This is a genomic window from Citrobacter sp. C6_1, from assembly GCF_014596835.2.
Classification (GTDB): domain Bacteria; phylum Pseudomonadota; class Gammaproteobacteria; order Enterobacterales; family Enterobacteriaceae; genus Citrobacter; species Citrobacter pasteurii.
Map to the genome: position 1 here is coordinate 2,111,259 of NZ_CP115031.1, position 13,123 is coordinate 2,124,381.

Consider the following 13,123-nt stretch of genomic DNA (forward strand, 5'->3'; position numbering starts at 1 on the left):
GTTATAGTTGACAGGCTTTTTATTATTAAATCGTATTAGCAGCGCGTGTGAGTCTGCTTTTAAACGATGTTCTGATGGCACAATTCTGGATGGCTTAACATGAAATTACAGCAGCTTCGCTATATCGTTGAGGTGGTAAACCACAACCTTAATGTCTCCTCAACGGCCGAAGGACTCTATACCTCCCAGCCAGGGATCAGTAAGCAAGTTCGTATGCTGGAAGATGAGCTTGGCATCCAGATTTTTGCCCGTAGCGGTAAGCACCTGACGCAGGTGACTCCGGCAGGGCAGGAAGTTATTCGTATTGCCCGCGAAGTCTTGTCTAAAGTGGATGCCATTAAATCGGTTGCTGGTGAACATACCTGGCCCGACAAAGGCTCGTTGTATATCGCCACCACGCACACCCAGGCGCGTTACGCGCTGCCCAACGTGATTAAAGGTTTTATTGAGCGTTATCCTCGCGTTTCGTTGCATATGCATCAGGGATCGCCGACGCAAATTGCCGAGGCTGTTTCGAAGGGGAATGCTGATTTTGCCATCGCGACGGAAGCATTGCATTTGTACGATGATCTTGTGATGTTGCCATGCTATCACTGGAACCGTTCGATTGTTGTTACGCCAGACCATCCGTTGGCGGGCAAAGCCTCTGTATCCATTGAAGAGCTGGCGCAATATCCGTTGGTGACTTACACCTTTGGTTTTACGGGGCGCTCAGAACTGGATACTGCGTTTAATCGCGCGGGTCTTGAGCCGCGTATTGTTTTTACCGCAACCGATGCTGATGTGATAAAAACCTATGTCCGACTTGGGCTGGGCGTGGGCGTGATTGCCAGCATGGCAGTGGATCCTATCTCTGATCCGGATCTGGTGCGTGTTGATGCTCATGATATTTTCAGTCACAGTACCACTAAAATTGGTTTTCGTCGTAGCACGTTTTTACGCAGCTACATGTATGATTTTATTCAGCGTTTCGCACCGCATCTGACACGCGATGTGGTGGATACAGCGGTGGCGTTGCGTTCCAACGATGACATTGAAGCTATGTTCAAAGATATTAAATTGCCAGAGAAATAATAACGGAAGTTGCCTCGTTGGTATCCTGGTTCTCCAGCCATACCAGCGGGGTCGTTGAATGTATTCATGATTTTTTAATTGTCTATTATCCCTATATTATTTATGGAAAACATTCTTCAAAGTAGTTTCAAATGAGTAACCCTGCCAAAATCTCTTTCAAATATTTATAACCGATCAAACAATTAAGTTATTTATAAAGCTGGGTTCGAAAATTATCTGGCTTTTTCAGGACGTTTTTATTAGGATTCCTCCTATCTGATGATTGATTGTACCGATTGTTTGGTGCCTAAATGATAAGTGATTTCGATAGTATGAGGTTAGCAATGCCTTCTGGAAACCAGCCTGCGCGCAGAGATCCCGCGATGAAACGTACAGCATGGTTCACCGTGTTTCTGGGCTCCGCCGTGTTCTGGATCGTGGTTGCTCTGGTGGTCTGGAAAATCTGGGGGTAACTGATGTCCACACAGGAACAAAAGTCCACTGTTACACCTGCTCATCATAATAATGAGCAAGAGAATGAAACCGTTGTAGACAAAAAGCAGGATATTCCCGCTTCGTGGGATCTTTCACCCGAGCAACGGGCATTTATTGATCTGTTTATTGAAGATGATAAGCAAGAATAACAAGCAATACGTTTTTTATAATAATAAGTATTACCATGCTGATTGAATTCAGTATGAATAATCACAGCGCAATCGTAGTACGCCAGCTAAACAGCGTATTGTCGGTTGCATCGATGTATCGGGTCCGTTCATTTACCGTATTTCAATCTTATTCCCCGCCACGTGCATAGTTTGTTACCTTTTGTCGTTCTCCTCGTTTATCAATTTGAGTTGTTATCAAAGCGTTACATTTTGTTTGTGTTATCTTTAATACTAACCCTGAGGAAAATCAGGGGATCCAACCCTGTCATTTAAGGAGGAGCTATGTCGTCTACCCTACGAGAAGCCAGTAAGGACACATTGCAGGTTAAAGATAAAACCTACCGCTACTACAGTCTGCCGCTGGCCGCGAAATCACTGGGTGATATCACCCGTTTACCTAAATCACTAAAAGTATTGCTGGAAAATCTGCTTCGCTGGCAGGACGGTGATTCTGTTACCGAAGAAGATATTCATGCTCTGGCGCAATGGCTGAAAACGGCGCATGCCGATCGCGAAATTGCCTACCGACCCGCTCGCGTTCTCATGCAGGACTTTACCGGCGTGCCGGCAGTGGTCGATCTGGCTGCCATGCGCGAAGCGGTTAAACGCCTTGGCGGGGATACAGCAAAAGTGAACCCGCTTTCACCTGTTGATCTGGTTATTGATCACTCCGTTACGGTCGATCGTTTTGGTGACGATGATGCTTTTGAAGAGAACGTGCGACTGGAAATGGAGCGTAACCATGAGCGTTATGTGTTCCTGAAATGGGGACAACAAGCATTTAGTCGCTTTAGCGTCGTGCCGCCGGGGACGGGGATTTGCCACCAGGTTAACCTTGAATACCTCGGTAAAGCCGTCTGGAGCGAATTACAGGACGGTGAGTGGGTGGCTTACCCCGATACGCTGGTTGGCACCGATTCCCATACGACAATGATTAATGGTCTCGGTGTGCTGGGCTGGGGTGTCGGAGGGATTGAAGCAGAGGCCGCCATGCTGGGGCAACCGGTTTCAATGCTGATTCCGGATGTCGTGGGCTTCAAACTGGTTGGTAAACTACGGGAAGGTATCACCGCGACCGATCTGGTTCTGACTGTTACCCAGATGCTGCGTAAGCACGGCGTGGTCGGTAAATTTGTTGAGTTCTATGGTGATGGGTTGGACAGCCTGCCGCTCGCTGACCGGGCGACCATTGCTAACATGTCGCCGGAATATGGTGCAACCTGCGGTTTTTTCCCGATTGACGGGGTAACTCTTGAGTACATGCGTCTGAGTGGGCGTAGTGAAGAGCAGGTTGAATTAGTCGGTGCTTATGCTAAAGCACAGGGGATGTGGCGTAACCCAGGTGATGAGCCTGTGTTTACCAGTTCACTGGAGTTGGACATGGACACTGTGGAAGCCAGCCTGGCTGGGCCAAAGCGTCCACAAGATCGTGTCGCATTGGGTGATGTGCCGAAAGCATTCGCCGCGAGTAATGAACTTGAAGTGAATAGCTCGCAAAAAGATCGTCAGCCGGTCGACTATGTCATGAGCGGTCATCAATATCAGCTACCGGATGGTGCTGTGGTGATTGCAGCGATTACGTCATGTACCAACACCTCCAACCCCAGCGTCCTGATGGCGGCTGGATTGCTGGCGAAAAAAGCGGTCACGCTTGGTCTGAAGCGCCAGCCGTGGGTGAAAGCGTCGCTGGCGCCTGGGTCAAAAGTCGTTTCTGATTACCTGGCGCAGGCAAAACTGACGCCGTACCTTGATGAGTTGGGTTTTAACCTTGTTGGTTATGGCTGTACTACCTGTATCGGCAACTCTGGCCCGTTACCCGACCCTATAGAAACGGCGATTAAAAAAGGTGATCTGACGGTAGGGGCGGTGCTTTCCGGTAACCGTAACTTTGAAGGGCGTATCCACCCGCTGGTGAAGACAAACTGGCTGGCCTCTCCGCCGCTGGTGGTGGCTTATGCGCTGGCCGGGAATATGAATATTGACCTGACGAAAGATCCGCTGGGTCATGACAGAAACGGCGATCCTATCTATCTGAAAGATATCTGGCCGAGTGCGCAGGAAATTGCCCGTGCCGTGGAGCAGGTCTCTACCGAGATGTTTCATAAAGAGTATGCCGAAGTGTTCGAAGGCACGCCGGAATGGAAGTCGATTCATGTTGATCGCGCAGATACCTATGGCTGGCAGTCGGACTCAACCTACATCCGTTTATCACCGTTCTTTGATGGTATGCAGGCGAAGCCGGACCCGGTACAGGATATCCATGGTGCACGTATCCTGGCGATGCTGGGGGATTCCGTCACCACCGATCATATTTCTCCTGCGGGGAGCATCAAGCCAGATAGCCCAGCCGGGCGTTATTTGCAAAACCGCGGTGTTGAGCGTAAAGATTTTAACTCCTACGGTTCTCGTCGCGGAAACCACGAAGTAATGATGCGTGGTACGTTTGCCAATATCCGTATCCGTAACGAAATGGTACCGGGTGTGGAAGGGGGGATGACGCGTCATTTGCCGGGTACAGAAGTGATGGCTATCTATGACGCCGCCATGCAATACCAGCAAGAGAAGGCCCCGCTGGCGATTGTTGCCGGTAAGGAGTATGGGTCGGGTTCCAGTCGGGACTGGGCTGCGAAAGGCCCGCGTTTGTTGGGTATTCGCGTAGTAATCGCCGAGTCCTTTGAGCGAATCCACCGTTCTAACCTGATTGGCATGGGGATCCTGCCTCTGGAATTTCCGCAGGGAGTTACACGTAAAACCCTGGGGTTAACCGGGGAGGAGGTCATTGATATTACGGACTTACAAAACATTAAACCGGGAGCGACTATCCCGGTGAATATGGTCCGCGCGGATGGGCGAAAAGAGGTGATTTCGTGTCGCTGTCGTATTGATACCGCGACAGAGCTGACCTATTACCAAAACGATGGTATTTTGCACTATGTTATTCGTAACATGTTGAATTAAATTATAAAAAAGCCTGCGGAAGCAGGCTTTTTGTATCGTCCGCAAGAGAGAATGTCACTCACTTAACAGATGTCCCATCTTGGCGGCTTTGGTATCCAGATAGTGTTCATTCTTCGGGTTACGGCCAACAATTAGCGGCACACGCTCCACAATATTGATCCCAGCTTCTGTCAGAATTTCCACTTTCTTCGGGTTATTGGTCAGCAGACGGACTTCATCCACGCCCAATAATTTGAACATATCCGCACACAAGGTGAAGTCACGCTCGTCCGCCGCAAAGCCTAACTGATGGTTGGCTTCGACGGTGTCATAGCCCTGATCCTGCAACGCATAGGCGCGGATCTTATTCAACAGGCCGATGTTACGTCCTTCCTGACGATGGTAGAGCAGAATACCGCGTCCTTCTTCAGCGATATGCGTAAGCGCCGCTTCCAGCTGAAAGCCACAATCACAACGCAGACTGAACAGCGCATCGCCGGTCAGACATTCGGAGTGAACACGTGCCAGGACAGGCGTCTGGCCTGAAATGTCGCCAAAAACCAGTGCGACATGATCGTGTCCGGTTGCCAGTTCTTCAAATCCCACCATCAGGAAATCACCCCAGGGGGTTGGCAGTTTGGCTTCTGCCACACGTTTAAGCTGCATGTAATTCTCCAGATTATGCTGGCACTGTGCGTGCCGTCGCCTGTTGGCTTCTGTATTGCACTATTTTGCCATAAGGCAAGGGTGTTCACCTAATTGCAGCAACGCATTCATTTCCGAATGGCACAAAATTGTCAATTTTCCCGGTGTGCGGATTTTTCAGTTATGATTGTGGGACTTATCGACGAAAGGAGACGCAATGCTGTCTATTGCTAAGCGAACCACTGTAGGCGCAGCACTGTTACTGATTATGCCGGTTTCCGTATGGATATCTGGCTGGAGCTGGCAGCCTGGGCAGAATGTCTGGTGGTTAAAATCCTTATACTGGGTAACTGAAACGGTGACGCAACCCTGGGGGATTATCACCCATGTTGTTCTCTGTACGTGGTTTTTGTGGTGCCTGCGATTTCGCCTGAAAGCTGCGGTTATGCTATTTGCGATCCTGGCGGCGGCTATCTTAATTGGCCAGGGTGTGAAATCCTGGGTTAAAGAGAGGGTGCAGGAGCCCCGGCCATTTGTTCTGTGGCTGGAAAAAACGCACCATGTTCCGGTAGATGAGTTCTACACTTTAAAACGTAAAGATCGCGGGCACTTAGTAAAAGAGCAGTTGTCCGGGCAGCAGGATATTCCACCTTTTTTACGTAAGCACTGGCAAAAAGAGACCGGTTTTGCTTTCCCTTCCGGGCATACCCTGTTTGCTGCCAGTTGGGCGTTACTGGGGGTCGGGTTGTTATGGCCACGCAGACGCACGCTGACGATTGTGTTCCTACTGGTCTGGGCGACCGGCGTAATGGGGAGTCGTTTGCTTCTGGGCATGCACTGGCCGCGCGATTTGGTTGTTGCGACGCTGATTTCGTGGTTGCTGATTACGCTGGCAACATGGCTTGCACAGCGAGTATGTGGACCTCTAACACCGCCCGCCCAGGAGACAAAGGAAATAGCGCAGCGTGAGCAATAACGCAGACCGTGATTGATTTTTCAAATTTTGCCCTCAAATCATACAGCGTAAGGCGCTTTTCCGTTTCGCACTCGTCGTGAAAATGGTAATTTAAAGGGCTTAATGCGGTAAGTTGTACACGATTTATTCGCTCAAACCACATAACGGGAAGTAATGTGAAATATTTACTCATTTTCTTACTGGTGTTGGCGATTTTTGTTATTTCGGTGACATTGGGTGCGCAAAACGATCAACAGGTTACGTTTAATTACCTGCTAGCTCAGGGTGAGTATCGTATCTCCACGCTGCTTGCTGTATTGTTTGCTGCAGGTTTTGCGATTGGTTGGTTAATTTGCGGCCTCTTCTGGCTGAAGGTTCGGGTGTCTCTTGCCCGGGCCGAACGTAAAATTAAACGCCTGGAAAACCAGCTTGCGCCTGCGACCGACGTTGCGGTAACTGCCGACTCGTCGGTTGTGAAGGAATAATTATTTATGTTGGAGTTGTTGTTTCTGCTTTTACCTGTAGCCGCTGCCTATGGGTGGTATATGGGTCGCAGAAGTGCGCAACAAACAAAGCAGGATGAAGCTAACCGTCTTTCGCGCGACTATGTCGCCGGGGTTAACTTCCTCTTGAGCAACCAACAAGATAAAGCGGTGGATCTGTTCCTCGATATGTTGAAAGAGGATACAGGCACCGTTGAGGCTCATCTCACCCTCGGAAACCTGTTCCGCTCACGCGGTGAAGTCGACCGCGCTATCCGTATCCACCAAACCCTCATGGAAAGTGCTTCGCTGACTTATGAACAACGTTTGTTGGCTGTGCAGCAGTTGGGACGTGACTACATGGCTGCCGGGTTGTATGACCGTGCGGAAGACATGTTCAATCAGCTAACTGATGAAACGGATTTCCGTGTGGGGGCATTGCAACAACTGTTGCAAATCTATCAGGCAACCAGTGAATGGCAAAAAGCCATTGATGTTGCAGAACGTCTGGTGAAACTCGGCAAAGATAATCAGCGTATTGAAATCGCGCATTTTTACTGTGAACTGGCCTTGCAGCAAATGGGCAGCGACGATATGGATCGCGCCATGGCATTGCTGAAAAAAGGAGCCGCTGCAGACAAAAACAGTGCTCGTGTCTCGATTATGATGGGGCGCGTTTACATGTTGAAGGGTGATTACGCGAAGGCCGTTGAATGCCTGCAACGCGTGATCTCCCAGGATAAAGAGTTGGTCAGTGAAACGCTGGAAATGCTGCAGAGCTGCTACCAACAACTGGGTAAAAACGATGAGTGGGCGGAGTTTTTACGCCGTGCGGTCGAAGAAAACACCGGTGCTGCCGCTGAGTTGATGCTGGCTGATATTCTTGAGGCGCGCGAGGGTACTGATACTGCACAGGTTTATATTACCCGTCAGTTGCAACGTCATCCGACGATGCGTGTGTTCCATAAACTGATGGATTACCACCTTAATGAAGCAGAAGAAGGGCGCGCAAAAGAGAGTCTGATGGTCCTGCGTGATATGGTTGGTGAGCAGGTGCGCAGCAAGCCGCGCTATCGTTGCCAGAAGTGTGGGTTTACTGCTTATTCGCTGTACTGGCACTGCCCATCGTGCCGCTCCTGGTCAACCATTAAGCCAATTCGCGGTCTGGACGGGCTTTAATTTTTAAAAAAAATTCACTTTAGTTACAACATACTTATTTATTTTTCTTCAACCAGCCCTCAAGCTCCTGTGCCACATCGCTTCGCAGAAATGTAAACGCGCCTGTTAATTTTCTATTACCACAGGTAGAATGCACGCCGTTTACCCATTTTGCGCCGCTCGTGCGCCCATCATCAAGAAGGTCTGGTCATGACGTTTACTGCTTCATCTTCTTTCCGTGCTGCTACTGATTCTCCCGTCGTTGTCGCGTTGGATTACTCAAATCGTGATAAGGCATTAGCGTTTGTCGACAGAATTGATCCCCGAGATTGTCGTTTGAAAGTGGGCAAAGAGATGTTCACGCTTTTTGGACCTCAATTGGTACGGGATCTGCAACAGCGTGGCTTCGACGTCTTTCTGGATTTGAAATTTCATGATATTCCCAACACCACGGCGCATGCCGTCGCGGCAGCTGCTGACCTTGGCGTCTGGATGGTAAACGTGCATGCTTCCGGTGGGGTACGAATGATGACCGCTGCCCGCGAGGCATTACGGCCTTTTGGTAAAGATGCGCCACTGTTAATTGCAGTGACGGTCCTGACCAGTATGGAAGCCAGCGACCTTGCCGATCTTGGTGTGACGTTGTCACCCGCGGAGCATGCTGAAAAGTTGGCGCGTTTGACGCAGAATTGTGGGTTGGACGGGGTTGTATGCTCGGCGCATGAAGCGGTGAGGTTCAAGCAGGCGTTTGGACAGACATTTAAGCTGGTGACGCCAGGCATTCGTCCTGAAGGTAGTGAGGTGGGTGACCAGCGCCGTATTATGACGCCACAGCAGGCGCTGGCTGCTGGCGTGGATTACATGGTGATTGGTCGTCCAGTCACGCAGTCGGACGATCCGGCGCAAACGCTGAAGATGATCAACGCCTCTCTGAATCGAGGTGCATAAATGAGCGACTCAAACTCTCGACTGGTTTATTCAACTGAGTCCGGGCGAATTGATGAACCCAGAGTGGTAGCAGAGCGTCCGAAGGGCGATGGCATTGTTCGCATCCAGCGCCAGACCAGCGGTCGTAAAGGTAAGGGCGTTTGCCTGATTACCGGTATTGATCAAGATGACGCTACACTGGTTAAATTGGCCGCAGAGCTGAAGAAAAAATGTGGTTGTGGTGGGGCAGTGAAGGACGGCGTAATTGAAATTCAGGGTGATAAACGCGACCTGATAAAATCGCTGCTGGAAGCCAAAGGAATGAAAGTTAAGCTGGCTGGCGGTTAATAAAAAAGCCACGGATGCTCTCCGTGGCTTTTCTAATAATACAAACCTGAAAAAGTAAACGTATTATTATATCGAGCCGTTCAACCGTAAATTATTTACCCACCTGGTGGCCGATAATACCACCCACTGCAGCACCACCCAGCGTACCCAGCGTGCTGCCGTCAGTCAGGACTGCACCGCCTATCGCACCAGCACCAGCACCTATCGCAGTGTTACGGTCACGTTTGGACCAGTTAGAGCAGGCACTCAAAGACATTGCTAGTGTAATCGCCAGAATGGCAGCGGTCATTTTTTTGCTCGTTACTAACATAATACTTTCTCCTGAATTATTGAATCACGGAATCCAGTTCACTTTAATGATAGCGCCAAAATAGGACGACTAAAGATATTTCCGCGAAACCGTTTAGCGCAGGGCATTACAATCAAATCCTGAAGTGACTGTTCGCTCCTGTTATATCGCTAACATTAATTCTACGACTTTATCCTGTTAACGACAGGTAAAAAGTCTTAATTGGACTGTCGGATAAGTCTCAGAGAGAAGATGATCTGCCCGCCGACAAATCATCTGCTGAAGTATTATGCGTGAGCATCAATGATATTGACGGTTAAACCCGAGTGTTCAAGTTGCATTTGCACACTGGCGCTGAGTCTGGAGTCCGTGACTACGCGACTGAATCTGTCCAACGGGCCCAGCGTGTAGGGATGAATGGCCTCAAATTTAGAGCTATCGGTGAGTACAATCACCTCAGCGCCTTTTTCCAGAACCGCATTAACCACATCAGAGCGCATCATATCACGCCCGGTGAAGCCGGTGTCGGCCTGCCAGCCATCAATACCGATAAAGGCTTTACTGAAATGTACCTGCTGAATAAATTGGCGAGTCAACGGTCCGACCATGCTCTCGCTTTTTTTCTGATAGATCCCACCGAGGAGAATGACTTCACATGGTGTTTCTTTGAGAAGGTGCGCGATGTAGCTACTGACCGTGATGATGGTGACATCTTTTTGTTCCGCCAGCGTTCTGGCCAGCAGCGCATTGCTGCTGCCATTTTCAATAAAGACGGATTCACCTGGATTAACCAGTGACGCCGCAAATTCGGCCAGTTCACGTTTAAGGGGGAAATTGGTCATCATGCGCGTTTCGACATCATCACTGTTCAGTGACACCGCAAAACCGTGCGCACGGCGCAAGTAGCTCTGTTTTTCCAGTGTGTTCAGATCCTGTCGAATCGTCACTTCGGAGACACCGGTGATTTTAGCCAGATCGGCCACGCTCATCTGACCTTTATCGATCACCATCTGCAAAATAGATTGTTGTCGGGAATTCATAGTATTAATTTTATAGCGATATCGTATCGGAAATTAAACGGTAGCTGCGTTATCTGAAATCTGATGGCTACAGCGACATAACGTGAGTGAGGTCATCAGATCTCCCACGGGGCCTTCGGTTTTTTTGACAAAGACGCTGTATCTTCTTTGACCGTATCTAACAGTTCAGCCTTGAGAATTTCGAGATTGTGGATAGCTGAGTGGTAATCGCCTGCAACGAGAATATCCAGCACGGTATCAATGCGCTCGGCCAGACGTTGTGCGTCTATATCAGACATGGTCATCATCCTAATGTCAAAAAGGTTTGAATTTCATGATGCAGAAATTCATACCAAAAGAGAAGGGAAAAATAGTATTAACATGAATGATTGAAGAATATTATATATTCTGTGATTACATACAGATATGATCATCACGTAGTGTCCATTTTTGGCTATTTTTCACGTGTATCCCTTCCACTTTTCTTGTTGCGTTAGCGCAATTTTTTATTCAGATGACGTTTATACCAACGTTCAAACGCAGCGGCTGGCATTGGCTTGGCGAACAAAAAACCCTGACGTTCATTAACGCCATTTTTGGTCAAAAAAGCATCCTCTTTCGTACTTTCAACGCCTTCAGCTATCACCTGTAGGTTAAGCGCCTGCGCCACCGCGACAATGGCACGCACCAGCGACTGTGAAATGGGTTGCTTATGAATATCCCTGACGAACGCCTGATCCAGCTTAATGGCATCAAGTGGGAAGCGGGCCAGTTGAGACAACGATGAATAACCCGTCCCAAAATCATCTAAATGGATCTGTGCCCCAAGCTGGCTAAATTGCTGAATAACGGACAGTGCCAGGTGTTCGTTTTCAATTAAACTGCTCTCGGTCAATTCGACATCGATAGGGCAATATTCAAAATTGAGGTCGTGAAGCACCTGTTTCAGGTCGGTAAACAGTGTCTGATCGGCAAGCTGGCGAGCAGAAACGTTCACGGCCACTCGCAGATTAATCCCTTTATCGCGCCACTTTGCGACCTGACGAACAACGTCGAGAATAACCCAGCGCCCCAGCGGCACAATCAAGCCTGATTCTTCAGCGTAGGAGATAAACTCCAGCGGAGGAATGAGACCACGTTCAGGGGACTGCCAGCGCACCAGCGCCTCCAGACTACGTACTTCACCACGCCATGTTATTTTCGGCTGGTAATGAATCAACAGTTGATCGTTTTCCAGCGCCTTACGCAAATTGGTATCCAGCCAAAGATACTCAAATACTCGCTGGTTCATTTCCGGAGAGAAAACGCAGAATTGTCCACGTCCGCCTTCCTTTGCGGTATACATGGCGGTATCGGCATTGCGAATAACGCTTTCGCAGTCGTGTCCATGCTGTGGAGCAAGGGAAATTCCAATCGAACAACCGGTATAAACCTCAATCAGGCCAATTCGGAAGGGCTGGCGCAAACGGGTCAAAATACGTGATGCTGTGGCTTCCAGCGCCACTTGAGATGTTTGAGTCGCGAGGACAATAAACTCATCGCCACCAAAACGGGCCAGTAATTGGTTATCATCAAGACAGCTGAGAATTGCCAGCGACACGCTTTGCAGCAGTTGATCGCCGAACATATGTCCGTAGGCATCGTTTACTTTTTTGAAATTATCCAGATCGAGGTACACAATACCAACCTGGGTATCTCCTGCATTCTCAATGGCTTCAGTGATCAGTTCATGAATCGCATTCCGATTAGGTAATCCGGTAATGGAGTCGGTATTTGCCAGAACTCTCAGGCGTTCCTGAGCACGCCGTTCTTCGGTGATATCGGTACCTGAGCAGATCAGAAATATTTCGTTCTTACCGCTACCGTTGTGCACAAATTTATTGCGAAACAGAAACAGTCGCTGACCTTTACAGGTCTTTACCCAACGTTCGACTTCATATGAGTTGCCTTCGCGAAAGAAAACATCGATGTTGCGTCTGGAGGCTGCGGCTTCGCGTCGACTCATAAACAGCGTGAAGACACTTTGACCAATCACTTCGCGTTCTTTGAGGCCGGTATATTCTTCACACAGGCGATTGAAACGCTGAATGTTGCCCATGCGGTCAAGGATGACAATAACGGAGTTGGCTTCAGAGACCACCTGTTCGGCAAAAGAAAGTCCTTGTGCCAAATCGCGGGCAACCGGAGGGGTATCATCCCAGGCGGATGCACTTCCGGCTCATTCGCGTTTATTTATTTTCCGCCCAACCAGGTGAACAGGGATATCGTCGTCTTCAAGCGACAGTGTCATTAACAGGCTTGACGTGATGACCGTCATCTCCCGAATGCGGTCGGCTTGCTCAGGTGATAATTCGATGTTCAGGTTCGTTTCTGCCGCTTCGTCAATAGAGAAGTGCAGGATGTTGCAATCCTCTGACAAACGCCAGTAGGGGTTATGGGTGCCCACATAGCTATACAACGTAGCCAGCTCCCGAACGTCTTTCATGATGTGTACTATCCCGTTTAAAGCGCATAGAGCCTCAAAAGTAAGGGTAGCCATAAGTCAAAGGGTGATGATGGCTGAACATATTGTTTTATTTATATATTTATGTGTAATCCAGATTCAGGAAAAAGCAAAGCTGGCGAACGGAAAATAGTAAAAAATA

General features: G+C 49.0%; 13 protein-coding genes and 1 pseudogene. 9 read left to right on the forward strand and 5 right to left on the reverse strand.

Features of this window, described 5'->3' with window-relative positions:
* Positions 1-99 precede the first annotated feature (99 nt).
* From cysB to acnA, 4 genes are all read left to right on the forward strand, one after another.
* Positions 100-1,074, forward strand: a complete 975-nt coding sequence (gene cysB, locus IB196_RS10310; RefSeq protein ID WP_005126442.1) for an HTH-type transcriptional regulator CysB — start codon at positions 100-102, stop codon at positions 1,072-1,074.
* Between the two features lie 290 nt (positions 1,075-1,364).
* A complete protein-coding gene (locus IB196_RS10315) occupies positions 1,365-1,526 on the forward strand; it encodes a YmiA family putative membrane protein (RefSeq protein WP_149691970.1) in 162 nt (53 codons plus the stop codon).
* Positions 1,527-1,529: 3 nt separating this feature from the next.
* A complete protein-coding gene (locus tag IB196_RS10320) occupies positions 1,530-1,697 on the forward strand; it encodes a hypothetical protein (protein ID WP_188231657.1) in 168 nt (55 codons plus the stop codon).
* 303 nt (positions 1,698-2,000) lie between these two features.
* Positions 2,001-4,676 (forward strand): aconitate hydratase AcnA, encoded by a 2,676-nt coding sequence (acnA, locus tag IB196_RS10325; protein ID WP_182290423.1) that lies wholly within the window; start codon positions 2,001-2,003, stop codon positions 4,674-4,676.
* A gap of 54 nt (positions 4,677-4,730) precedes the next feature.
* Here acnA and ribA read toward each other — a convergent pair whose 3' ends face one another.
* Entirely contained in the window at positions 4,731-5,321 is a 591-nt protein-coding gene (gene ribA, locus IB196_RS10330; protein ID WP_005126450.1) for a GTP cyclohydrolase II, read from the reverse strand.
* 196 nt (positions 5,322-5,517) lie between these two features.
* On the opposite strand from ribA, the gene pgpB reads away from it, so the two are divergent.
* The 5 genes from pgpB (at position 5,518) to yciH (ending at position 9,170) form a co-directional block, all read left to right on the forward strand.
* Positions 5,518-6,276, forward strand: coding sequence for a phosphatidylglycerophosphatase B (gene pgpB, locus IB196_RS10335; RefSeq protein WP_005126451.1), 759 nt, complete (start codon positions 5,518-5,520; stop codon positions 6,274-6,276).
* A 155-nt stretch (positions 6,277-6,431) separates the two neighbouring features.
* Positions 6,432-6,740, forward strand: a complete 309-nt coding sequence (locus IB196_RS10340) for a LapA family protein (RefSeq protein WP_005126452.1) — start codon at positions 6,432-6,434, stop codon at positions 6,738-6,740.
* Positions 6,741-6,746: 6 nt separating this feature from the next.
* Positions 6,747-7,916 carry a lipopolysaccharide assembly protein LapB gene (lapB, locus tag IB196_RS10345; protein ID WP_005126454.1) on the forward strand — a complete coding sequence of 390 codons (1,170 nt, stop codon included), beginning with the start codon at positions 6,747-6,749 and terminating at the stop codon, positions 7,914-7,916.
* 189 nt (positions 7,917-8,105) lie between these two features.
* A complete protein-coding gene (gene pyrF, locus IB196_RS10350) occupies positions 8,106-8,843 on the forward strand; it encodes an orotidine-5'-phosphate decarboxylase (RefSeq protein ID WP_005126456.1) in 738 nt (245 codons plus the stop codon).
* On the forward strand, positions 8,844-9,170 hold the full coding sequence (yciH, locus tag IB196_RS10355; protein WP_149691967.1) for a stress response translation initiation inhibitor YciH: 327 nt from the start codon (positions 8,844-8,846) through the stop codon (positions 9,168-9,170). It begins immediately after the preceding gene.
* 91 nt (positions 9,171-9,261) lie between these two features.
* Here the strand turns inward: yciH and osmB are convergent, their stop codons facing one another.
* The 4 genes and pseudogenes from osmB to pdeR all read right to left on the reverse strand — a co-directional run bounded on the left by osmB (position 9,262) and on the right by pdeR (position 12,963).
* Positions 9,262-9,480 carry an osmotically-inducible lipoprotein OsmB gene (gene osmB, locus IB196_RS10360; protein ID WP_003020583.1) on the reverse strand — a complete coding sequence of 73 codons (219 nt, stop codon included), beginning with the start codon at positions 9,478-9,480 and terminating at the stop codon, positions 9,262-9,264.
* Positions 9,481-9,746: 266 nt separating this feature from the next.
* Positions 9,747-10,499: a DNA-binding transcriptional regulator YciT gene (locus IB196_RS10365; RefSeq protein WP_005126460.1), complete on the reverse strand. Its 753-nt coding sequence runs from the start codon at positions 10,497-10,499 to the stop codon at positions 9,747-9,749.
* A 95-nt stretch (positions 10,500-10,594) separates the two neighbouring features.
* Complete coding sequence (locus IB196_RS10370; RefSeq protein WP_040233255.1) at positions 10,595-10,777, reverse strand: hypothetical protein; 183 nt, start codon at positions 10,775-10,777, stop codon at positions 10,595-10,597.
* Positions 10,778-10,971: 194 nt separating this feature from the next.
* Positions 10,972-12,963 (reverse strand): annotated as a pseudogene (pdeR, locus tag IB196_RS10375) (cyclic di-GMP phosphodiesterase).
* Positions 12,964-13,123 lie beyond the last annotated feature (160 nt).

Coding starts and splice junctions, on each gene's coding strand:
- cysB (WP_005126442.1), top strand. CDS start 100: ATGAAATTACAGCAGCTTCGCTATATCGTTGAGGTGGTAAACCACAAC.
- IB196_RS10315 (WP_149691970.1), top strand. CDS start 1,365: ATGATAAGTGATTTCGATAGTATGAGGTTAGCAATGCCTTCTGGAAAC.
- IB196_RS10320 (WP_188231657.1), top strand. CDS start 1,530: ATGTCCACACAGGAACAAAAGTCCACTGTTACACCTGCTCATCATAAT.
- acnA (WP_182290423.1), top strand. CDS start 2,001: ATGTCGTCTACCCTACGAGAAGCCAGTAAGGACACATTGCAGGTTAAA.
- ribA (WP_005126450.1), bottom strand. CDS start 5,321: ATGCAGCTTAAACGTGTGGCAGAAGCCAAACTGCCAACCCCCTGGGGT.
- pgpB (WP_005126451.1), top strand. CDS start 5,518: ATGCTGTCTATTGCTAAGCGAACCACTGTAGGCGCAGCACTGTTACTG.
- lapB (WP_005126454.1), top strand. CDS start 6,747: ATGTTGGAGTTGTTGTTTCTGCTTTTACCTGTAGCCGCTGCCTATGGG.
- pyrF (WP_005126456.1), top strand. CDS start 8,106: ATGACGTTTACTGCTTCATCTTCTTTCCGTGCTGCTACTGATTCTCCC.
- yciH (WP_149691967.1), top strand. CDS start 8,844: ATGAGCGACTCAAACTCTCGACTGGTTTATTCAACTGAGTCCGGGCGA.
- osmB (WP_003020583.1), bottom strand. CDS start 9,480: ATGTTAGTAACGAGCAAAAAAATGACCGCTGCCATTCTGGCGATTACA.
- IB196_RS10365 (WP_005126460.1), bottom strand. CDS start 10,499: ATGAATTCCCGACAACAATCTATTTTGCAGATGGTGATCGATAAAGGT.
- IB196_RS10370 (WP_040233255.1), bottom strand. CDS start 10,777: ATGTCTGATATAGACGCACAACGTCTGGCCGAGCGCATTGATACCGTG.